The sequence below is a fragment of the Streptomyces sp. NPDC001594 genome (assembly GCF_042893675.1).
GTDB lineage: Bacteria > Actinomycetota > Actinomycetes > Streptomycetales > Streptomycetaceae > Streptomyces.
On sequence record NZ_JBIAVB010000004.1, the window covers coordinates 491919 to 511224 of the forward strand.

22 protein-coding genes and 4 tRNA genes are annotated in these 19306 nt (G+C 70.7%); 6 read left to right on the forward strand and 20 right to left on the reverse strand.

Annotated features, from left to right (window positions below; translation table 11 throughout):
- Window positions 1-474: 474 nt before the first annotated feature.
- From rplL to ACFY0O_RS11290, 9 genes are all read right to left on the reverse strand, one after another.
- Window positions 475-858, reverse strand: coding sequence for a 50S ribosomal protein L7/L12 (rplL, locus tag ACFY0O_RS11250; RefSeq protein ID WP_388945498.1), 384 nt, complete (start codon window positions 856-858; stop codon window positions 475-477).
- Between the two features lie 110 nt (window positions 859-968).
- Window positions 969-1499: a 50S ribosomal protein L10 gene (gene rplJ / locus ACFY0O_RS11255; RefSeq protein ID WP_042818555.1), complete on the reverse strand. Its 531-nt coding sequence runs from the start codon at window positions 1497-1499 to the stop codon at window positions 969-971.
- Between the two features lie 286 nt (window positions 1500-1785).
- On the reverse strand, window positions 1786-2679 hold the full coding sequence (locus tag ACFY0O_RS11260) for a hypothetical protein (RefSeq protein ID WP_388945501.1): 894 nt from the start codon (window positions 2677-2679) through the stop codon (window positions 1786-1788).
- 39 nt (window positions 2680-2718) lie between these two features.
- Window positions 2719-3600, reverse strand: coding sequence for an LppX_LprAFG lipoprotein (locus ACFY0O_RS11265; protein WP_388945504.1), 882 nt, complete (start codon window positions 3598-3600; stop codon window positions 2719-2721).
- A gap of 179 nt (window positions 3601-3779) precedes the next feature.
- Window positions 3780-4508 (reverse strand): 50S ribosomal protein L1, encoded by a 729-nt coding sequence (gene rplA, locus ACFY0O_RS11270; RefSeq protein ID WP_351878421.1) that lies wholly within the window; start codon window positions 4506-4508, stop codon window positions 3780-3782.
- 87 nt (window positions 4509-4595) lie between these two features.
- Complete coding sequence (gene rplK / locus ACFY0O_RS11275; RefSeq protein WP_042818558.1) at window positions 4596-5030, reverse strand: 50S ribosomal protein L11; 435 nt, start codon at window positions 5028-5030, stop codon at window positions 4596-4598.
- A 170-nt stretch (window positions 5031-5200) separates the two neighbouring features.
- The gene (gene nusG / locus ACFY0O_RS11280) at window positions 5201-6142 is read right to left on the reverse strand and encodes a transcription termination/antitermination protein NusG (RefSeq protein ID WP_388945508.1); all 942 of its coding nucleotides are present in this window, start codon (window positions 6140-6142) and stop codon (window positions 5201-5203) included.
- A gap of 84 nt (window positions 6143-6226) precedes the next feature.
- Window positions 6227-6508, reverse strand: a complete 282-nt coding sequence (gene secE / locus ACFY0O_RS11285) for a preprotein translocase subunit SecE (protein ID WP_045945273.1) — start codon at window positions 6506-6508, stop codon at window positions 6227-6229.
- A 105-nt stretch (window positions 6509-6613) separates the two neighbouring features.
- Window positions 6614-6686, reverse strand: a tRNA-Trp gene (locus ACFY0O_RS11290).
- Window positions 6687-6878: 192 nt separating this feature from the next.
- Here ACFY0O_RS11290 and ACFY0O_RS11295 point away from each other — a divergent pair.
- Both ACFY0O_RS11295 and ACFY0O_RS11300 read left to right on the forward strand, forming a co-directional pair.
- A complete protein-coding gene (locus ACFY0O_RS11295) occupies window positions 6879-8105 on the forward strand; it encodes a pyridoxal phosphate-dependent aminotransferase (protein WP_388945510.1) in 1227 nt (408 codons plus the stop codon).
- A 139-nt stretch (window positions 8106-8244) separates the two neighbouring features.
- Complete coding sequence (locus ACFY0O_RS11300; RefSeq protein WP_388945513.1) at window positions 8245-9264, forward strand: adenosine deaminase; 1020 nt, start codon at window positions 8245-8247, stop codon at window positions 9262-9264.
- On the opposite strand, the gene ACFY0O_RS11305 is transcribed toward ACFY0O_RS11300, so the two are convergent.
- The 10 genes from ACFY0O_RS11305 to ACFY0O_RS11350 all read right to left on the reverse strand — a co-directional run bounded on the left by ACFY0O_RS11305 (window position 9254) and on the right by ACFY0O_RS11350 (window position 14982).
- Window positions 9254-9670 (reverse strand): hypothetical protein, encoded by a 417-nt coding sequence (locus ACFY0O_RS11305; RefSeq protein WP_388945514.1) that lies wholly within the window; start codon window positions 9668-9670, stop codon window positions 9254-9256. The genes ACFY0O_RS11300 and ACFY0O_RS11305 overlap by 11 nt on opposite strands.
- A gap of 1 nt (window position 9671) precedes the next feature.
- Window positions 9672-10772: a UDP-N-acetylmuramate dehydrogenase gene (locus ACFY0O_RS11310; RefSeq protein ID WP_388945516.1), complete on the reverse strand. Its 1101-nt coding sequence runs from the start codon at window positions 10770-10772 to the stop codon at window positions 9672-9674.
- Complete coding sequence (locus ACFY0O_RS11315; protein WP_388945518.1) at window positions 10773-11171, reverse strand: DUF3291 domain-containing protein; 399 nt, start codon at window positions 11169-11171, stop codon at window positions 10773-10775.
- Between the two features lie 127 nt (window positions 11172-11298).
- Window positions 11299-12741 carry an MFS transporter gene (locus ACFY0O_RS11320; RefSeq protein ID WP_388945521.1) on the reverse strand — a complete coding sequence of 481 codons (1443 nt, stop codon included), beginning with the start codon at window positions 12739-12741 and terminating at the stop codon, window positions 11299-11301.
- Between the two features lie 83 nt (window positions 12742-12824).
- Window positions 12825-13415 (reverse strand): TetR/AcrR family transcriptional regulator, encoded by a 591-nt coding sequence (locus ACFY0O_RS11325; RefSeq protein ID WP_388945524.1) that lies wholly within the window; start codon window positions 13413-13415, stop codon window positions 12825-12827.
- A 114-nt stretch (window positions 13416-13529) separates the two neighbouring features.
- Window positions 13530-13958: a MaoC family dehydratase gene (locus tag ACFY0O_RS11330; RefSeq protein WP_358893668.1), complete on the reverse strand. Its 429-nt coding sequence runs from the start codon at window positions 13956-13958 to the stop codon at window positions 13530-13532.
- A 1-nt stretch (window position 13959) separates the two neighbouring features.
- Window positions 13960-14412 (reverse strand): MaoC family dehydratase N-terminal domain-containing protein, encoded by a 453-nt coding sequence (locus ACFY0O_RS11335; protein ID WP_358893669.1) that lies wholly within the window; start codon window positions 14410-14412, stop codon window positions 13960-13962.
- A gap of 120 nt (window positions 14413-14532) precedes the next feature.
- Window positions 14533-14697, reverse strand: coding sequence for a 50S ribosomal protein L33 (rpmG, locus tag ACFY0O_RS11340; protein ID WP_007265873.1), 165 nt, complete (start codon window positions 14695-14697; stop codon window positions 14533-14535).
- A gap of 88 nt (window positions 14698-14785) precedes the next feature.
- Window positions 14786-14861: transfer RNA gene (locus tag ACFY0O_RS11345), tRNA-Met, on the reverse strand.
- 48 nt (window positions 14862-14909) lie between these two features.
- Window positions 14910-14982: transfer RNA gene (locus ACFY0O_RS11350), tRNA-Thr, on the reverse strand.
- 348 nt (window positions 14983-15330) lie between these two features.
- Here ACFY0O_RS11350 and ACFY0O_RS11355 point away from each other — a divergent pair.
- From ACFY0O_RS11355 to ACFY0O_RS11365, 3 genes are all read left to right on the forward strand, one after another.
- A complete protein-coding gene (locus ACFY0O_RS11355; protein ID WP_388945528.1) occupies window positions 15331-16761 on the forward strand; it encodes an amidohydrolase family protein in 1431 nt (476 codons plus the stop codon).
- A gap of 54 nt (window positions 16762-16815) precedes the next feature.
- Entirely contained in the window at window positions 16816-17472 is a 657-nt protein-coding gene (locus ACFY0O_RS11360; protein WP_358893671.1) for an SDR family oxidoreductase, read from the forward strand.
- A 277-nt stretch (window positions 17473-17749) separates the two neighbouring features.
- The gene (locus ACFY0O_RS11365; protein ID WP_388945531.1) at window positions 17750-18253 is read left to right on the forward strand and encodes a hypothetical protein; all 504 of its coding nucleotides are present in this window, start codon (window positions 17750-17752) and stop codon (window positions 18251-18253) included.
- A 70-nt stretch (window positions 18254-18323) separates the two neighbouring features.
- Here the strand turns inward: ACFY0O_RS11365 and ACFY0O_RS11370 are convergent.
- A tRNA-Tyr gene (locus ACFY0O_RS11370) sits at window positions 18324-18405 on the reverse strand.
- 204 nt (window positions 18406-18609) lie between these two features.
- Here ACFY0O_RS11370 and ACFY0O_RS11375 point away from each other — a divergent pair.
- A complete protein-coding gene (locus tag ACFY0O_RS11375) occupies window positions 18610-19098 on the forward strand; it encodes a YajQ family cyclic di-GMP-binding protein (RefSeq protein ID WP_344163382.1) in 489 nt (162 codons plus the stop codon).
- Window positions 19099-19306 lie beyond the last annotated feature (208 nt).

Sequence of the window (19306 nt, forward strand, 5' to 3'; positions counted from 1 at the left end):
TGTGCTCGAGCGTGGGCATGCCCCTGGCGACGGGCAGGGGACAGCTAACAGGCAGCGCAAAGGGTCAGTGTAGCCACTCGGCTCACTGATGTCCAGACCAGGTTTCCGGAAACCGGCAACAGGCCCTTCCCCACGTCCTCAAATCAACACCGCGTCCAACCAACACCGCGGCCGATGCCGCAGCGCCCGTACACAGAGCGCGTATCAGTACTGCCCTCTTCGTAGTCGATCCATGCCTCGGATCCCGGATCGAGCCGGGCGACCTCACGACGGGACTGAGAATTGCGCGCCGCTGGCCGTTCGTCAAGGCCCCGTGCTCCGAGCGGATCATCTCCGGACCCTGCGTCGGGGCAACGAAGATCACCCTACTCCCCAACGAGACCAGGGCAAGTCAGGCACTGCGCATACGCCAAAGGGCGACCACCCTTACGGGTGATCGCCCTTGGTTGAGGCCGTCAGACGGCCTCAGAGGTGTTACTTGACCTCGACCGAGGCGCCAGCGGCCTTGAGGGCCTCAGCGGCCTTGTCAGCGGCTTCCTTGTTGGCCTTCTCGAGGACCGGCTTCGGGGTGCCGTCGACGAGGTCCTTGGCCTCCTTCAGACCCAGGGAGGTCAGCTCGCGCACGACCTTGATGACCTGGATCTTCTTGTCGCCGGCGCCGGTGAGGATGACGTCGAACTCGTCCTTCTCCTCGACCTCGGGGGCAGCGGCACCCGGGGCACCCGGGGCGGCAACGGCGACGGCCGCGGCGGCGGTGACGTCGAACTTCTCCTCGAAGGCCTTCACGAACTCGGAGAGCTCGATGAGGGTCATCTCCTCGAACTGGGCGAGGAGGTCTTCCTGAGAGAGCTTCGCCATGATGGGCGATCCTTCCACTAATTCGGCAGGTGCCGGATGTATAGAGAGGCGGGCGTAACGGCCCGCTACGACCCACGCACTAGGCGGCGTAGATCAGTGCGCGAGCCGAATTACTCGGCACCGCCCTGCTCGGCGAGCTTGACGCGAAGCGCTTCCGCGGTGCGGACGAACTTCGACGGCAGCGCCTGGAAGAGCGAGGCAGCCTGGGACTGCTTGCCCTTGAACGCGCCGGCCAGCTTGCTGAGCAGAACCTCGCGGGACTCGAGGTCCGCAAGCTTCTTGATGTCATCGGCGGACAGCGCCTTGCCATCAAGGACACCGCCCTTGATGATCAGGTTCGGGTTTTCCTTGGCGAAGTCACGAAGACCCTTGGCCGACTCCACCGGGTCACCGGTGATGAAGGCGGCACCCGTCGGACCAGTGAACTGGTCGTCGAGCGAGGTGATCCCGGCGTTGTTCGCCGCGATCTTGGTCAGCGTGTTCTTCACCACGGCGTACTGGGCGTTCTCACCGAGCGAACGACGCAGCGTCTTGAGCTGCTTCACGGTGAGACCCCGGTACTCGGTCAGCACAACGGCGTTCGAGCTGCGGAACTTGTCCTCAAGCTCGGCTACGTCGGCAGCCTTGTCGGGCCTTGCCATAGAGCGTCGGCCTCCTTCCGGGTGATGAGGACCGCTCAGAAGGGGCTGACATACAAAACGCCCCGGCGCAGGCGCCAGGGCGTAGCTCAACCGGATGAAAATCCAGGAACGATTCCACAGTCACCTGCGCGGGTCGTCCGCAGTAGCGGATCCTTCGGCCACCGCACCCTCGTCGGGCACAGCAACGACCAGCGGTCTTTGGCTTCTGTGGAAGCGTACGCGAAGGATGCGACCCGGAGCAAATCGCCCCCGAACCGACCCCCCAACCGGTCCGGAGGCCGACGGCTCAGGAGCCGCCCAGCCCGCCCAGCCCCGCGTCCTTGAGGGTCTTGTCGGCCTGCTTGAGCTTCTCGTCGGTGTCCTTCAGCTTCGCGTCGGTGTCCTTGAGCTGGTCGTCGACGCCCTTCATCACGTCGTCGAAGTCGGCGACCTGATCGGCGGGCGGTGCGACGACCGGCGCGGTCGTGCCGTAGCCGGAGAACTTCGCGGAGACCTTCGTCTTCCCGTCCTTGGTGCCCTGCACGGACTCGACGCGGACGGGGTAGCCGTCCTTGCCGATCCACAGGTCCACGTCGAGGGAGAGGGTGTCCTTCAGCGCCTCGTGGAGGTACTGCCGGTTCGCGGTCTCCATGACCTTCGTGGACTCGTCGGCCGCGAGCAGCTCGGCGTTGGTGAGGCTGCCCTTGAAGTGCCGGGCCTCCCCGCCGTCGACCTGCTCGGTACCGACCAGCGTCACCTTCTGCTGTCCGAGCAGTACCGCCAGGTACTCGGCCGGGTCGTCGTTGAACCGGGCACGGCTCTTGCCGCCCTTGCCCAGGTCCATCTTCATCCAGGCCTTGCCGCCGACCGGCTTGTCCGAGTGCGTGTAGACCACGTCGCCGATCATGACCTGGTTGCCGTCGGCGCCCTTGGCGTCGATGGTGGTGCCGGACGGGTACCAGCCCTTCGAGCCCGAGAGCTGGTCGGCCTTGCCCTTGTCCGGGGTGATGGTCATCTCGTACGCGGCGAACCTGGCGGCCGCCGTCTTCCTGTACGAGGCCTTCACCGCGTCCGCGGGCGTCTCGGCCTTGGCCTTCGTCCCCCCGTCGGACTTGTCTCCCCCGCAGGCGGTGAGTCCGCCCACGAGCAGTGCGGCCCCCGCCGCGGCGATACCGGCGCGGGTCAGCGCGGCCGTGTTCATTCGTTCTCCCCCATGGGTGGTTCTGGTGGTGCGAAGGGCTCAGCCCTGGCCGGAGCCGCCCTTGCCCGCCTGGGCGAGGTCCATGACCTGGTCGGCCGGCGGGGCGCTGATGTCGACCGGCTTGTTGTAGTCGAGGAACTTGATCGTCATGTCCATCGGGCCCTTGGTCGCCTCGGCGCGGGTGCGGACCTGCTTGGTGTGGTCGTTCTCGTCGATCCACATGTCGATGTTCATGGCCTTGATGCCCTCGCCCTCCAGCTTCTGGACGGACTTCTCCTGGCGCGCCTTGGCGTCCGGGCTGAGGGTGGCGAGGGAGGCCTTCATCTGCTCGACGGTGACCGTGCCGGCGACGTGCCTGGTCTTCACGCCGTCGATGTTCTCCTCGCCGAGGGTCTTGAGGTCCTTGGCGCCCATCAGGTCGCCGGCGCGGTCGCCCGGGTTCTCGCCGGAGCTGTCGGCGCCGAGGCCGTCCAGCTGCTTGGCGGCCTGCGGGTCCGCGCTCTTCATGTCGAACTTCAGCCACTGGCCCTCGGAGCCCATGTACATGGTCCCGTCGAGGAGGCGGATCTCCGCCGACTCCTGGCCCGGTGCGCTGATCTTCATGGACATGGCCACGGACGGCTTGAGGCGCATGGACGCGTCCATGTTGACCGGCTGGCCCTCGGCGGTGCCGGTCATGGTGTAGTGGAGAGAGGTGATGTCCTCGGACTTCTTCTTCACCTTCTCCAGGTACGCCGCCGGCGTGGCGTCCGCGGCGCCCTGGGCCGGCTTGCCGGCCGGCGAGGCGGCGGCGGAGGGCGTGGCGCCCGCGGCCTTGCCCCCGTCGTCCTTCTTGCCGCCCTCACAGGCGGTCGTGGCGCCGCCCACGAGCAGTACGGCGGCCAGAGCGGCCATGGCGGTCTTCTTGCGGTGCACGAGCATGGAGTCCCCACCCCTGGTGTGAATCGATCAACCGTCCGACCATACGGTAAAGAGACGGGAAAGTCGCACGGGATTTCGGGCGCGGGACAAAAGAAACCGGCCCCCCGCTTCCCTTGCGGGAGGCGGGGGGCCGGTTCAGCCACTCAGGTGAGCCGTCGGGCTCAGCCCGATCAGCCCGATCAGACCGCGGCCGGGTCTTCCTCGACGAGGAGGTTCCGGGTGCGGTTGGAGTCCAGCTGGATGCCGGGGCCCATCGTGGTGCTCAGGGCGGCCTTCTTGATGTAGCGGCCCTTGGCGGCGGACGGCTTCAGACGGATGATCTCGTCCAGCGCGGCGCCGTAGTTCTCGACCAGCTGCTCATCGGAGAAGGAGACCTTGCCGATGATGAAGTGCAGGTTCGAGTGCTTGTCGACGCGGAACTCGATCTTGCCACCCTTGATCTCGGTGACGGCCTTGGCGACGTCCATGGTGACGGTGCCGGTCTTCGGGTTCGGCATGAGACCACGCGGACCGAGCACGCGGCCGAGGCGGCCGACCTTGCCCATGAGGTCCGGGGTCGCCACGACGGCGTCGAACTCGTTCAGGCGGTTGCCCTTGGCGATCTCGTTGATCAGCTCGTCGTCGCCGACGATGTCGGCGCCGGCGGCTTCCGCGGCCGCAGCACGGTCACCGGTCGCGAAGACCAGGACCCGGGCGGTCTTACCGGTGCCGTGCGGGAGGTTCACGGTGCCGCGGACCATCTGGTCGGCCTTGCGCGGGTCGACACCCAGGCGGAAGGCAACCTCGACGGTGGCGTCGAACTTGGTGGTGCTGGTCTCCTTGGCGAGACGGACGGCCTCGAGGGGAGCGTAGAGCTTCTCCCGGTCGACCTTGGCGTCCGCAGCGCGGAGAGTCTTGCTGCGCTTCACTTCTGCTCCTGTGTAAGTGCTTCAGGCATGGAGTCGTGGTACGGACCAGCGCTTGGCCCTACCACTGGGGAACTGCGAGGGGCGGAATCAGCCCTCGACCGTGACACCCATCGAACGGGCGGTGCCGGCGATGATCTTCTCGGCGGCGTCCAGGTCGTTCGCGTTGAGGTCGGGCATCTTGATCGTGGCGATCTCGCGGACCTGGTCACGCGTGAGCTTCGCGACCTTGGTCTTGTGCGGCTCGCCGGAGCCCTTCTCGATGCCCGCGTGCTTCAGGATGAGGCGCGCGGCCGGCGGGGTCTTCGTCACGAAGGTGAAGGAGCGGTCCTCGTAGACCGTGATCTCCACCGGCACGACCATGCCACGCTGCGACTCGGTCGCGGCGTTGTAGGCCTTGCAGAACTCCATGATGTTGACGCCGTGCTGACCGAGCGCGGGGCCGACCGGCGGAGCCGGGTTGGCCGCGCCGGCCTTGATCTGGAGCTTGATAAGCCCCGTGACCTTCTTCTTCTTGGGAGGCATTGCTCTCTCCGGGTCCTAGTGAGAGTTTTCCAGCCGCCTTCCGGTCATCCGGATGGAGGCATACCGCACCACGATAACGGGTATCGGTGCGGGGCTAAAAACCGAGCAGGTCAGACCGCCTTTTCGGGCTGGTCTGACCTGCTTCGGAAGCGTCGCTCAGAAGATCTGGATCAGTTCTTCTGGATCTGGTCGAAGCTCAGCTCGACCGGGGTCTCGCGGCCGAAGATCTCGACGAGGCCCTTGACCTTCTTCGAGTCCGGGTTGATCTCGTTGATCGTCGCCTGCAGCGTGGCGAACGGGCCGTCGGTGACGGTGACCGAGTCGCCGACCTCGAAGTCCAGGACCTCGATGGTGCGCTTGACGGCGGGGGCCGGCAGACCGGCGTCCTCGGCGGCCTGCTTGGCGGCCTTCTCCTGCGCCTCCGGGGCGAGCATCTTGACGATCTCGTCCAGGGTCAGCGGGTACGGGTCGTACGCGTTGCCCACGAAGCCGGTGACACCGGGGGTGTTGCGGACGACGCCCCAGGACTCGTTCGTCAGGTCCATGCGGACGAGCACGTAGCCGGGCAGCTTGTTCTGCCGGACGTTCTTGCGCTCGCCGTTCTTGATCTGGACGATCTCTTCCTCGGGCACCTCGGCCTGGTAGATGAACTCCTCGACGTTCAGCGAGACGGCACGCTGCTCCAGGTTCGCCTTCACGCGCTTCTCGTAGCCCGCGTAGGTGTGGATGACGTACCACTCGCCCGGGAGCAGGCGCAGCTCGTCGCGGAGGGCCTGGATCGGGTCGACGGGCTCGGCGGGAGCGGCCTCCTCGGCCTCCTCCGCGTCCTCGGCCTCGGCGGCGTCCTCGACGTCGCCCTCGTCCTCGGCGTCCTCGGCGGCTTCGACGTCCTCGTCGGCGTCGGCGTCGGCGTCAACGTCCTCGTCGGCCTCGGCCTCGGAGTCCTGGTCGTCCTCGACGTGCAGGGCGGCTTCCTCGGCGGCGATGCCGGCCTCGGCGTCGGCGAGCTCGGCCTCGTCGGGGTCCACAGCGTCTGCCGCCTCGACGATGTCGAGCTCGTCCTCGACGGACTCGACGGAGTCGTGGCTCGCGTTCAGGTTCGGGTCAGACACGGTGGCTGCTTCTTCCTGGATACAAAAGGTGGTGGAACATGCGAAAACGGGCGGCACCCATCAAGGCGCCGCCCTCCGCGGGGATCAGCCGAAGACGAACTTGATGGCTTCCTGGAACCCATAGTCAATCACGGTCACCAGACCGATCATGATGACGACGAAGACAATCACCACGGTGGTGTACGTCGTGAGCTGGTTGCGCGTGGGCCAGACGACCTTGCGGAGTTCCGCGACGATCTGACGGTAGAAAAGCGCGAGGCGGCCCAGGGGGCCCTTCTTCCCGCGCTTGCCGCCCTTGCGGGCCTTCTTCTCGCGAGTGTCGCTGTCGGCATCAGGCATGTCGATGGAGCCCAGGGCGTCCGTCACGTCTCTCACCTGAATCCGGGTCGTGGCCGTAGCCGCGCCCGGTTGCGCCGCACGGCGTTGCATCGAAATACGTACCTGCGCACACATCCGAGAAGGAGTGTGGAGCAGGGCCGGAGGGACTCGAACCCCCAACCGCTGGTTTTGGAGACCAGTGCTCTACCAATTGAGCTACGACCCTTTGCGTTCCCCAACCTACCGCATCCGGACGAGTGCACGGAGTGCTCACGCCCCGGGGCGTTTGGTGAGGACCAACAGCAGCAGAGCATACGTGGTCCTGGGCCTGACGTCGAACAGAGAACATCCGGACCTGCTCCGTCCGGTGACTGAAACGTTGTGCGGGGCCTCCGGAGCGTCTGGGACGATTGGCCGCATGACCTCTGCAACGCCTTCCTCCGAGCGCCGGGTGTCCGCCCGTATCGGCGCCATCTCCGAGTCCGCGACCCTCGCCGTCGACGCCAAGGCCAAGGCCCTCAAGGCCGCCGGGCGCCCGGTGATCGGCTTCGGCGCGGGCGAGCCCGACTTCCCCACCCCGGACTACATCGTCGAGGCGGCGGTCGCGGCCTGCCGCGACCCGAAGTTCCACCGCTACACGCCGGCCGGCGGCCTGCCCGAGCTCAAGAAGGCCATCGCCGCCAAGACGCTGCGCGACTCCGGCTACGAGGTGGACGCGTCGCAGGTCCTGGTGACCAACGGCGGCAAGCAGGCCATCTACGAGGCCTTCGCGGCGATCCTCGACCCGGGCGACGAGGTCATCGTCCCGGCGCCCTACTGGACCACCTACCCGGAGTCGATCCGGCTGGCCGGCGGCGTCCCCGTCGAGGTCGTCGCCGACGAGACCACCGGCTACCGGGTCTCCGTCGAGCAGCTGGAGGCGGCGCGCACCGAGCGCACCAAGGTCGTCCTGTTCGTCTCCCCGTCCAACCCGACGGGCGCGGTCTACAGCGAGGCCGACGCGAAGGCGATCGGCGAGTGGGCCGCCGAGCACGGCCTGTGGGTGCTGACCGACGAGATCTACGAGCACCTGGTCTACGGCGACGCGAAGTTCACCTCGCTGCCCGTGCTGGTCCCGGCGCTGCGCGACAAGTGCATCATCGTCAACGGCGTGGCCAAGACGTACGCCATGACGGGCTGGCGCGTGGGCTGGGTCATCGCCCCCCAGGACGTCATCAAGGCGGCGACGAACCTGCAGTCGCACGCCACCTCCAACGTCTCCAACGTGGCCCAGGTCGCCGCGCTGGCCGCCGTCTCGGGCGACCTGGAGGCCGTGGCCGAGATGCGCAAGGCCTTCGACCGCCGCCGCCAGACGATGGTCAAGATGCTCAACGAGATCGACGGCGTCCTCTGCCCGACCCCCGAGGGCGCCTTCTACGCGTACCCGTCGGTCAAGGAGCTGCTCGGCAAGGAGATCCGCGGCAAGCGCCCGCAGACCTCGGTCGAGCTCGCCGCGCTGATCCTGGACGAGGCCGAGGTCGCGGTCGTCCCCGGTGAGGCCTTCGGCACCCCCGGCTACCTGCGCCTCTCCTACGCCCTGGGCGACGAGGACCTGGTCGAGGGCGTGACCCGGATCCAGAACCTCCTGGCCGAGGCCAAGGCGTAGGCGTCACCCCTCCGGAGCGGCGTCACCCCCACGCGGGCGGCGCCGCTCCGGCGCGTCCGGAGGTCATATTCGTGTTCGGGCAATGTCCCGTTCAGGTAATGCGCTGCCAATCGGGTGACCGATGCGGCAGGATCACCAGATGGAGCACGTACGCGATCTCACGCTTCTGCCGAAGGCCCATCTGCACCTGCACTTCACCGGCTCGATGCGCCCGTCGACCCTGCTGGAGCTGGCCGACAAGTACGGCGTCCGGCTGCCGGACGCCCTGACCGCCGGGGAACCGCCCAAACTGCGGGCCACCGACGAACGCGGCTGGTTCCGCTTCCAGCGGCTCTACGACGCCGCCCGGTCCTGCCTGAGGGAGCCCGAGGACATCCAGCGGCTGGTCCGCGAGGCCGCCGAGGAGGACGTCCGGGACGGCAGCGGCTGGCTGGAGATCCAGGTGGATCCCACCTCCTACGCCCCGCTGCTGGGCGGCATGATCCCGGCCGTGGAGATCATCCTCGACGCCGTCGACGCGGCCTCGCGGGAGACCGGCCTGGGCATGCGGGTGCTGATCGCCGCGAACCGGATGAAGCACCCGCTGGACGCCCGTACGCTCGCCCGCCTCGCCGTCCGGTACGCCGACCGGGGGATCGTCGGCTTCGGCCTCTCCAACGACGAGCGCCGCGGCATGGCCCGCGACTTCGACCGGGCCTTCGCCATCGCCCGGGAGGGCGGTCTGCTGGCGGCCCCGCACGGCGGCGAGCTGACCGGCCCGGCCTCGGTCCGCGACTGCCTCGACGACCTGCACGCCTCCCGCGTCGGGCACGGCGTCCGGGCCGCCGAGGACCCCCGGCTGTTGCAGCGGCTCGCGGACCGGCAGATCACCTGCGAGGTCTGCCCCGCGTCCAATGTCGCGCTCGGCGTCTACGAGCGGCCCGAGGACGTCCCGCTGCGCACGCTGTTCGAGGCCGGGGTGCCGATGGCCCTGGGCGCGGACGACCCGCTCCTCTTCGGTTCGCGGCTCGCGGCCCAGTACGAGATCGCGCGGCGCCACCACGCCTTCACGGACGCGGAGCTGGCCGAGCTGGCCCGCCAGTCGGTGCGGGGTTCGGCGGCGCCGGAGGAGGTCAAGGCGAAGCTGCTGGACGGGATCGAGCACTGGCTCAACGGGTGAGCCGCAGGTCCCCTTCGTGACAGTCGGCCCGTACCCGGCGGCCGTCGGGGAAGCCGATCTCCAGGTGGGTGCGGCCCTGCTCGGGCAGGGCGAACTCGGCGACGGACTCGACGGTCTGGCCGAGGTGGCGCAGGAACGGGTGCTCGCCGAGGTCCTCGCCGACCTCGACGCGGCCCCACTCCCCCAGGTCGTACGGCGGGTGGGGCGCGGCGGACTCGACGATGAGGCACCAGTCGGAGCCGGTGGTGATCCGGGTGGACTCGCCGGCGCTGTCGATCAGCCACACGTCGAGCGGGGCCTCGGAGCGCTCGCCCTCGCAGATGTGCCAGGAGGCGACGACCCGGCTGATCTGGCGTCCCACGAGGCGCGTGGGGTCCGTGCCGGCCCCGTGCAGGGGGCAGTTCATCTCAGAGGCGGACGCCGACCGTCACCGGCTCGTTGACGAGGGTGACGCCGAAGGCCTCGTGGACCCCGGCGACGACCTCGCGGGCCAGGGCGAGCAGGTCCTCGGTGGTGGCCCCGCCGCGGTTGGTGAGGGCGAGGGTGTGCTTGGTGGAGATGCGGGCGGGGCCGGTGCCGTAGCCCTTGGTGAAGCCGGCCTTGTCGATCAGCCAGGCCGCGCTGGTCTTCGTACGGCCCTCGCCGGCCGGGTAGGCGGGCGGGGCGGTGTCGGGGCCGAGGCGGTCCTGGGCGCGGACGAGGAAGGCGGCGTAGGCCTCGTCGGTGAGGATCGGGTTGTGGAAGAAGGAGCCGGCGGACCAGGTGTCGTGGTCGGCGGGGTCGAGGACCATGCCCTTGCCGGCACGCAGCCGCAGGACGGTCTCGCGGGCGGTGGCGGCGGGGACGCGGTCGCCGGCCTCGACGCCGAGGGCGCGGGCCGTCTCGGGGTACTTGATCGGCGCGGAGAGGCCGCCCGCGTCCTCCAGCGCGAAGCGCACGCGCAGCACGACGTAGCGGTCGGGCTGGTCCTTGAAGAGGCTGTTGCGGTAGCGGAAGGCGCACTCGGCGGCGGTGAGGGTGACCGTCTCGCCGGTGGTGCGGTCGTAGGCGACGACCTCGGTGATGGTGTCGCAGACCTCCTGGCCGTACGCCCCGACGTTCTGGATCGGGGTGGCGCCGGCGGAGCCGGGGATCCCGGCGAGGCATTCGATGCCCGCGAGGCCGGCCTCGACGGTGCGGGCGACGGCGTCGCTCCAGTTCTCGCCGGCGGCGAGCTCCAGGGTGGTGCCGTCGAGGGTGAAGCCGGTGGTGGCGATGCGCAGGGCGGTGCCGTCGAAGCCCTCGTCGCCGATGACGAGGTTGCTGCCGCCGCCGATGACCAGGAGCGGGGTGCCGCTCGCGTCCGCGGCGCGGACGGTTTCGACCACCTCGGCGTCGCTGGTCGCGGTGACCAGGCGGGCCGCGGGGCCGCCGAGGCGGAAGGTGGTCAAGGGGGCGAGGGGGGCGTCGTGGAGTTCCTGCACGTGGACAAGAGTACGGTCCGTCCCCCTCGCATCCCGGCGGGGCACTCAGTGGCTCGGCTTCCGCTCGTCCAGGCGCCGCTCGGCCTCGTCCCAGGCGAGGGGGAGTTCGGCGGCGGGAACGGTCCAGTAGGTGAAGGCGGATTCCTTCATGTAGGCGCTGGCGGCGCGGGAGCTGGAGCGGTGGGGCTCGCTGCGGGCGAAGCGGTAGAGGGCGTCCCGGTCCTCCCAGGCGGAGAGGGTGAGGAAGGTGCGGCGGAAGACGCGGGCCCGGAGGGCGGCGCCGTGGGCGCCGGGGGCCTTGCGGACCTGGGCGACGATCCCGGGGGCCTTGAGGAAGAACTTGAAGGCGCCCGCGAGGGTGGCGGTTTCGAAGCGGGAGGCCATGACGTAGACCTCGGCGTCGGGGGCCGGCGGGGTGGGCGTGGTCCAGGGGATGTCGGGCATGGCTGGGCTCCTTCGGTTTCGGATCCAGATCGGGCCGCGCAGGGAGTAAGGGGCGCCAGCGCCTCTTGAGTCGTACGCATCGTAATGGGCCGTGCGGGAGTTTGGGTAGTACATTGCGGGCTGGGATTCAGCTGGCGGCGGTCACCTCGGGCGTGCGGGCGGACGGGGTGGCGGCGGCCGGGGCCGGGGACGGCCGCTTGGTTCCGCGGGGCAGGAGCAGGGCCAGGGCGGCGGCCAGGGCGACGGCGGCGGCGCCGATCCACAGGGCGGGGACGGTGCCGTCGGTGAAGGCCCGCGGGGTCTCGTAGCCGCCGCGGGCGGAGAAGACGGAGGCGAGGACGGCCACTCCGAGGGCGCCGCCGACCTCCCGCAGGGCGTTGTTGGTGCCTGAGGCCTTGCCCTGGTCGGCGGGGGCCACGGTGGACATCAGCACGTGGCTCGCCGGGGCGAAGTACAGGGACATCCCGATCCCGCTGAGGACGAGGGCCGGCAGTTGGGCGGTGTAGGAGACGCCGGGGGTCAGGACGAGGGCGAACCAGGCGAGGCCGAGGGACTGGAGGGCCAGTCCGGCGACGACGACGGGGCGGCCGCCGATCCGGTCGGCGAGCGTCCCGGCGAGCGGGGCGACGACGATCCCCATGCCGGTCCAGGGGAGCATGCGCAGGCCGGCCTCGGTGGGCGAGTAGCCGGCGACGCCCTGGAGGAACTGGCTGAGCAGGAAGATCGACCCGAACATGCCGAGGTACATCAGCAGGCTGGCGAGGTTGATCCCGAAGAAGCCCCGGTGGCGGAAGAGGCGCATGGGCAGGATGGGGTTGGCGTTGCGGAAGCCGTGGTGGACGAAGCCGCCGACGAGGGCGCTGCCCGCGATGAGGCCGGTGAGGACGGGGGCGCTGGTCCAGCCGTGGGCGTTGGCGTTGACCAGGCCGTAGACGATGCCGAAGAGGCCGCCGCTGACCAGGAGGGTGCCGGGGACGTCGAGGCGGGCGTCCGGGGCGGTGGACTCGGCCAGGCGCAGCCGGGCGAGCGGGATCAGGGCCAGGCCCACGGGCACGTTCAGCCAGAAGATCCACTGCCAGGAGACGTGCTCGGTGAGGCTGCCTCCGATGAGGGGGCCGCTGGCGACGGCCAGGCCGGTGACGGCTCCGTAGATCCCGAGGGCCATGCCCCGGCGGGCGGCCGGGACGGCGGCGGTGAGCAGGGTGAGGCTGAGCGGCATCATGACCGCCGCGCCGGCGCCCTGGACGGCGCGGGCGGCGATGAGCTGGCCTATGCCGGGCGAGAGGGCCGCGGCGGCGGAGGCGCCGCTGAAGAGGGCGAGGCCGGCGGTGAACAGCCGGCGGCGGCCGAAGCGGTCGCCGAGGGCGGAGCCGAACAGCAGCAGGACGGCGAAGGTGAGCGTGTAGGCGTTCACCGTCCATTCCAGGTCCTCCAGCTTCCCGCCGAGGTCGGCGCGGATGGCGGGGAGGGCGGTGGTGACGACGAGGTTGTCGAGGGCGGCCATGAAGCCGGCGGCGCCGGTGAGGACGAGGGCCCAGACCGCGGACGGCCCGAGTTTCTGCTGGGTCATGCTTCCCCCTGCGAGAGTTTGTTAGTTATTGCTGACTAACTTTCATGGGCAGACGGATACGGGGCCACGTCCGGCCCCGCTCCTCACACCGCGCGGCCGCCCGCCGGGCCGCGCACCGAACCGGCCGCCTTGTCGACGGCGCCCGGGAAGCCGCCCCAGATCCGGTGGCCGGACGGGAACCCCATGGCGGACAGGGTGTTGATGAGCATCCCCTGCGCCATGAAGGCGGTGGTCTCCTGGACATCGCCGAGCGGGATCCCGACGGTGTCCCACAGCTCCAGCCAGCCGGCCCGTACGAGCTCACCGAGCTCGCGGTCCCCGGCGGCCTCGGCGGCGGCCACCGTGACGTACATCTGGAGCTGCATCTGGAGCATCGCCGGGTCCTCGGCGATCAGCCGGACGTAGGCCTCGCCCATGGCGGCGCGGGCCTCCTCGCCGTGCAGCCCCTCGGCGGCGTCGGCGAAGACCTTGCGGGTGCTCTCCAGGCACCGCCCGGCGGCGGCCAGGAAGATGGCCTTCTTGCCCGGGAACAGGCGGAAGAGGTACGGCTGCGAGACCCCGACGCGCTTGGCGATCGCCTCGGTGGAGGTCCCGTGATAGCCGCCGCGCGCGAACTCCTGGATCGCGGCGCGGATGACGCTCTCGCGCCGCTCGTCCGCACTCATCCTTGCCATGCAGAGAAAGTTAGTACTCAATCACTAACTTGGTCAAGGGGGTGGGTCCGAAGGAACGGGCGGAGGGGGCGCGGGGTGGTCGCCCCGCGCCCCTGCCCGTCGCCAGGCGGCCGGTCAGGCCAGCCGGACCACCGCACGGGACATGCCCAGGACCTTCTGGCCGGCGCTCATCGCCGTCAGGTCGACCCGGACGCGGTTGTCGTCCAGCTTCTGCGCGACCTTGGCGGTGACCTCGATCAGCGCGCCCTCGTCGTCGTTCGGGACGACGACCGGCTTGGTGAAGCGGACGCCGTACTCCACGACCGCGCCCGGGTCGCCGACCCAGTCGGTCACGACGCGGACCGCCTCGGCCATGGTGAACATGCCGTGCGCGATGACGTCCGGCAGCCCGACCTCCTTGGCGAACTTCTCGTTCCAGTGGATCGGGTTGAAGTCACCGGAGGCGCCGGCGTAGCGGACGAGCGTGGCCCGGGTCACGGGGAAGGACGCCGCCGGGAGCTCGGTGCCGACCTCGACGTCGGCGTAGTGGATCTGCGCGGTCATCTCAGGCCTCCTCGGGGGCGCGGGACACGAGCTTGGTCCACGCGGTCACCACGTGCTCACCGGACTCGTCGTGGACTTCGCCGCGGATGTCGATGATGTCGTTGCCGGCCATCGTCTTCACGGCCTCGATGGTGGAGGTCACGGTGAGCCGGTCGCCCGCGCGCACGGGGCGCACGTACGCGAACTTCTGGTCGCCGTGCACGACGCGGCTGTAGTCCAGGCCCAGCTGCGGGTCCTCGACGACCTGGCCCGCGGCGGCGAAGGTGATGGCGAACACGAAAGTCGGCGGGGCGATCACGTCCTGGTGACCGAATGCCTTGGCCGCCTCGGGGTCGGTGTAGACGGGATTCTCGTCACCCACCGCGACCGCGAATTCGCGGATCTTCTCCCGGCCGACCTCATACGGTTCGGTGGGCGGGTAGGTCCGCCCCACGAAGGCCTGGTCGAGTGCCATGGCTCACTACCTCCTGTGGAAGGGGCTCCGGATCAAGGAACCGGTGCGGAAACGACACGAGGCCGCCCCCCAGAAGGGGACGACCTCGTGAAGGTGCCTGTGCGGAGACTTCGCCAGTGACTAGCGGGTCTCGCGGTGCGCGGTGTGCGAGTTGCAGCGCGGGCAGTGCTTCTTCATCTCCATGCGGTCCGGGTTGTTACGCCGGTTCTTCTTGGTGATGTAGTTCCGCTCCTTGCACTCCACGCAGGCCAGCGTGATCTTCGGGCGGACGTCGGTGGCAGCCACGTGAGTGCTCCTTGACGGACTATGGGACGGATGAACGCATAAAAGAGTAGCCGATCGGGAGACCGACCCCGCAATCGGCTACTGGGTGTGGTAGCGGCGACCGGACTTGAACCGGTGACACAGCGATTATGAGCCGCTTGCTCTACCGACTGAGCTACGCCGCTTTGATGAGATCCGTTCCCCGCCCGAGGGCGGGGAACCTCTCTCACCAGAGCCCCAATGCGGAATCGAACCGCAGACCTTCTCCTTACCATGGAGACGCTCTACCGACTGAGCTATTGGGGCGAGCGAGGAAGACATTACACGGTTGCGCGCCGATCGCCCAAATCCTTTGGGGGGACTGGGCTCGGACCGCCCGCGCGCCTCTTTCCCGATCGCCCGCGGGGCGCTCTCCCGGCACAAACGGGCCCTTTTGTGTCCGGGGTCACAGCCGCACCGCCGCTCACGCGGCGTCGGCCCCGCAGGGGGGCGTGTCCGGGGGTCACGAGGCGCGTGGGCACCACACCGGTACGACTATTGCGCTCCTCCGCGAACCCGGGAGCCCCGCACCCTAGGCTCTGAGCACGCTGCGTGATCTTGGGCCGCGGGCTGCGGCCACGGCTCAGGAACCGCCCGAGCCGCCGCAGGAGCGCGATGTCCGACAGCCAGCCGCAGCAGCCGTCCCCCTCACCCCGCAACCCATCCGGCAACCCGGGCGGAGGCCCGCCCAAGGGTTCTGCGGGCGGCCCGCCCAAGGGCGGCGCGGGAGGGCCGTCCCGGGCGTCCGGGGGGCCGGGCCGGAGCGCGGCCGCCGGGCCGGGCCGCACGCCCGCCGACGGGCCCGCCCGCACCTCGGGCCGCGCGCCCGCCGGCGGCTCCGCCCCCGAGGCCACGGGGCTCCTGCTCACGGGCGCCCGGCTCACCGACGGGCGCACGGTCGACGTCCGGCTCAGCGGCGGCCGCATCCAGGCCGTCGGGACCGGGGGCAGCCTCCCGGCCCCCGCCCTGGCCCGGGTCGACCTGCGCGGCTACCTGCTGCTGCCCGCCCCGGCCGAGCCGCACGCGCACGGGGACACCGCCCTGACCGCCGACGGCGAGGGGCCCGTGTCGTACAGCCGCGACGAGGTGCAGCGCCGGGCCACCGAGGCGGCGCTGCTCCAGCTCGGGCACGGGGCCACCGCCGTGCGGTCCCACATCCGGATCGGCGACGTGCACGGGCTGGGGCCGATGGAGGCCGCGCTCCAGGCCCGCCGCTCCCTGCGCGGGCTCACCGACCTGACCGCGGTGGCGGTGCCCCGGCTGCTGACCGGGGTGGCCGGGGCCGACGGGCTGGCGATGCTGCGCGACGCCGTGAAGATGGGCGCCTCGGTGATCGGCGGCTGTCCCGACCTGGACCCCGACCCGACGGGCTTCGTCGAGGCGGTCCTGGAGCTGGCCGCCGAGCACGGCTGCCCCGTGGACCTGCACACGGACGGGGACGACCCCGGCCGCCTCGGCCGGCTCGCGGCGATGGCCGGCGGACTGCGGCCCGGGGTGACCATCGGCCCCTGCGGCGGGCTGTCCCGGCTGCCGCTGGACGCCGCCTCGCGCGCCGCCGACCAGCTCGCGGCGGCCGGCGTCCGGGTCACCTGCCTCCCGCAGGGCGACTGCGCCGCCCTGGAGCGCCGCGGCCTGCGCACCGCCCCCGTACGCCTGCTGCGCGCCGCCGGGGTCCGGGTCGCCGCCGGGAGCGGGGCGCTGCGGGACGCGGGGAACCCGGTCGGCCGGGGCGACCCCCTCGAAGCCGCCTACCTGCTGGCCTCCCAGGGCGGGCTGCGCGCCGCCGAGGCCTACGACGCGGTCAGCGCCGCCGCCCGCGAGGCGATGGCCCTGCCGGAGGTCCGGGTGGAGGCCGGCTTCCCGGCGGAGCTGCTCGCCGTGCGCGGGGAGCGGATCGCCGGGGTGCTGTCGCTGGCGTACAGCCGGATCGTGATCCACCGGGGGCGGGTGGTAGCCCGGACGAGTGCCGTACGGGAGTACTGCGACTCGGCGGTCGCGGTGGCCCTGGACCTGCCCCGGCAGGGCCGGATGGAGCCCGGCCCCTGAGGGCCGGCCGGGCGTTCGCGGGCGGGGTCGCCCGGGTCGTCGTACGGTCGGGACATGCGCATCGTCATCGCGGGTGGACACGGTCGGATCGCGCTGCGGCTGGAGCGCCTGCTCGCCGCGCGCGGGTACGAGGTCGCCGGGATCGTCCGGGACCCGGAGCAGGGCGCCGATCTGCGCGCGGCCGGCGCGGAACCGGTGCTGTGCGACCTGGAGTCGGCCTCCGTGGAGCACGTGGCGGGGATCCTCCAGGGCGCGGACGTCGCGGTGTTCGCCGCCGGAGCCGGTCCGGGCAGCGGTGCGGCGCGCAAGGAGACCGTGGACCGGGGGGCGGCGGTGCTGTTCGCCGACGCCGCCGAACGGGCCCGGGTGCGCCGCTTCCTGATGGTCTCCTCGATGGGCGCGGACGCCCGGCACGAGGGGGACGAGGTCTTCGACGCCTACCTGCGGGCCAAGGGCGAGGCCGACGACCACCTGCGGACCCGGCTCGGCCTGGAGTGGACGATCCTCCGCCCGGGCGTCCTCACCGACGACCCCGGCACGGGGCTGGTCCGGCTGGAGGCGCGCACCGGGCCGGGCAGCGTCACGCGGGACGACGTGGCGGCGGTGCTCGCGGAACTGGTCGAGACCCCGGCGACGGCCGGCCTGACGCTGGAGCTGCTGTCGGGCTCGACGCCGGCCGCGGTCGCGGTGAAGGACGTGGCGGGCAACTGAGCCGCCGTAGGGCACGACGGGCCGTCACATCCCCTTCGGGTCAAGGCTGGAGGTCGGCTTCCAGCGCGGTGTCGGCGCGACCGACCGGCCCGCGCCCGAACTGCTCCTGGTAGGCCTGCCGGATCCGTTCGGCACGGGCGCCGCGCTCGGCCGCCTCCTCCTGGTGCGTCCCACGCCGCGAGAACGACCGGCCGCCCGGTTCGGTGCGCGGTGGGGGCCGATAGGGTCACCCGGAATCCGGCCGCAGGGGGCGGCCGCGGGGGGACCGGGACACGGCATGGGCGACGGGAACTGGCGGCTCGGCGCGGCGGAGGGCGGCCGGCTCGCGGCCAGGTGGTGGAAGTGGGCGCTGTCCGCGCCGGAGGGCGAGAGCCCGGTGGCGGACACGACGGGCGCCTACGCCGGCCGGCGGCAGCCCGAGGACCTGTGGTTCCTGGCGGGCACCCACGGCGGCCGGGTGGTGCGCCGGTGCCGCGTCCCGACGGGCCGTCCGGTCTTCTTCCCGGTGCTGAACACCAGGCGCGCGGCGGTGCCGTTCCTGACGAAGCCGTCGCGGCTGGAGCCGACGCGGGCCTCGGCGGCACTGAACGGCTCCCCGCTGCCGCTGCGGGAGTTCGTCTCGAAGCCCTTCCCCGTCCTGGGGATACCGCAGGTCGCCTGGGGCCTGTGGTGCGCACTCGACCCGCTGCCGCCGGGCCAGTTCGTCCTGGAGATCGACGCGGCCGCCACGAACGGCTTCTGGCTCGACACGACCTACCACCTGACGGTCACCGCGCCGTAGACCGGCCGCGGCACTACGAAGAAACCCCCGTCCACTGCGCTTCCGCAGATGAACGGGGGTTCCACTCGCGTGGCGGCGCCAGGATTCGAACCTGGGTAGGCTAAGCCGACGGATTTACAGTCCGCTCCCATTGGCCACTCGGGCACACCGCCATGGGATGTCGCCTGGATCCCTCCGCCTCGCGGCGTCGTTCCCTGGCAACGACGTAAACGATACCTGATGTGCGGGGGTGCTTCGCCACCGGATTGATCAGCACTTCCGCCGGGTGCGGTGGCTAGGCTTTGCGGAGCGGTCCGGGGATGTCCGGCCGCGGCCCTCCGGGGCATACCGCAGCCGACTTCAAGGAGCCACAGCACATGGCCGACTCCAGTTTCGACATCGTCTCGAAGGTCGAGCGGCAGGAGGTCGACAACGCCCTCAACCAGGCCGCCAAGGAAATCTCGCAGCGCTACGACTTCAAGGGCACCGGCGCCTCGATCTCCTGGTCCGGCGAGAAGATCCTGATGGAGGCGAACGGCGAGGAGCGGGTCAAGGCCATCCTCGACGCGTTCCAGACCAAGCTGGTCAAGCGCGGGATCTCGCTGAAGGCGCTGGACGCCGGCGAGCCGCAGCTGTCCGGCAAGGAGTACAAGATCTTCGCGACGATCCAGGAGGGCATCTCCCAGGAGAACGCCAAGAAGATCGCGAAGATCATCCGGGACGAGGGCCCCAAGGGCGTCAAGGCCCAGGTTCAGGGCGAGGAACTGCGCGTCAGCTCCAAGAGCCGCGACGACCTCCAGGCCGTGCAGGCCCTCCTCAAGGGCAAGGACCTGGACTTCGCCATCCAGTTCGTGAACTACCGCTGACCTGCGCGTACGTCGCTGATCGGACCCCGTGGGGCACAACGGGGGCGGATCGCCGGGGGCTCCCGGCGGGCGCCCGCGTTGTGCCCTTCGCCGTGTCGGCGCCCGGGGCGTGTGCCCGGCGTGAGCGGCGCGCGCTCCCGTCCGGCCCCCCTGTGGTGACTGGGCGCCGACGGGCGCGCCCCACAGGCTGGGTGACATCCGTCACCGT

Excerpts from the sequence above, each read along its gene's own strand:
- rplL (WP_388945498.1), bottom strand. The coding sequence starts at position 858 with ATGGCGAAGCTCTCTCAGGAAGACCTCCTCGCCCAGTTCGAGGAGATG.
- rplJ (WP_042818555.1), bottom strand. The coding sequence starts at position 1,499 with ATGGCAAGGCCCGACAAGGCTGCCGACGTAGCCGAGCTTGAGGACAAG.
- ACFY0O_RS11260 (WP_388945501.1), bottom strand. The coding sequence starts at position 2,679 with ATGAACACGGCCGCGCTGACCCGCGCCGGTATCGCCGCGGCGGGGGCC.
- ACFY0O_RS11265 (WP_388945504.1), bottom strand. The coding sequence starts at position 3,600 with ATGCTCGTGCACCGCAAGAAGACCGCCATGGCCGCTCTGGCCGCCGTA.
- rplK (WP_042818558.1), bottom strand. The coding sequence starts at position 5,030 with ATGCCTCCCAAGAAGAAGAAGGTCACGGGGCTTATCAAGCTCCAGATC.
- ACFY0O_RS11295 (WP_388945510.1), top strand. The coding sequence starts at position 6,879 with ATGACCTCTGCAACGCCTTCCTCCGAGCGCCGGGTGTCCGCCCGTATC.
- ACFY0O_RS11300 (WP_388945513.1), top strand. The coding sequence starts at position 8,245 with ATGGAGCACGTACGCGATCTCACGCTTCTGCCGAAGGCCCATCTGCAC.
- ACFY0O_RS11305 (WP_388945514.1), bottom strand. The coding sequence starts at position 9,670 with ATGAACTGCCCCCTGCACGGGGCCGGCACGGACCCCACGCGCCTCGTG.
- ACFY0O_RS11315 (WP_388945518.1), bottom strand. The coding sequence starts at position 11,171 with ATGCCCGACATCCCCTGGACCACGCCCACCCCGCCGGCCCCCGACGCC.
- ACFY0O_RS11320 (WP_388945521.1), bottom strand. The coding sequence starts at position 12,741 with ATGACCCAGCAGAAACTCGGGCCGTCCGCGGTCTGGGCCCTCGTCCTC.
- ACFY0O_RS11325 (WP_388945524.1), bottom strand. The coding sequence starts at position 13,415 with ATGGCAAGGATGAGTGCGGACGAGCGGCGCGAGAGCGTCATCCGCGCC.
- ACFY0O_RS11330 (WP_358893668.1), bottom strand. The coding sequence starts at position 13,958 with ATGACCGCGCAGATCCACTACGCCGACGTCGAGGTCGGCACCGAGCTC.
- ACFY0O_RS11335 (WP_358893669.1), bottom strand. The coding sequence starts at position 14,412 with ATGGCACTCGACCAGGCCTTCGTGGGGCGGACCTACCCGCCCACCGAA.
- ACFY0O_RS11355 (WP_388945528.1), top strand. The coding sequence starts at position 15,331 with ATGTCCGACAGCCAGCCGCAGCAGCCGTCCCCCTCACCCCGCAACCCA.
- ACFY0O_RS11360 (WP_358893671.1), top strand. The coding sequence starts at position 16,816 with ATGCGCATCGTCATCGCGGGTGGACACGGTCGGATCGCGCTGCGGCTG.
- ACFY0O_RS11365 (WP_388945531.1), top strand. The coding sequence starts at position 17,750 with ATGGGCGACGGGAACTGGCGGCTCGGCGCGGCGGAGGGCGGCCGGCTC.
- ACFY0O_RS11375 (WP_344163382.1), top strand. The coding sequence starts at position 18,610 with ATGGCCGACTCCAGTTTCGACATCGTCTCGAAGGTCGAGCGGCAGGAG.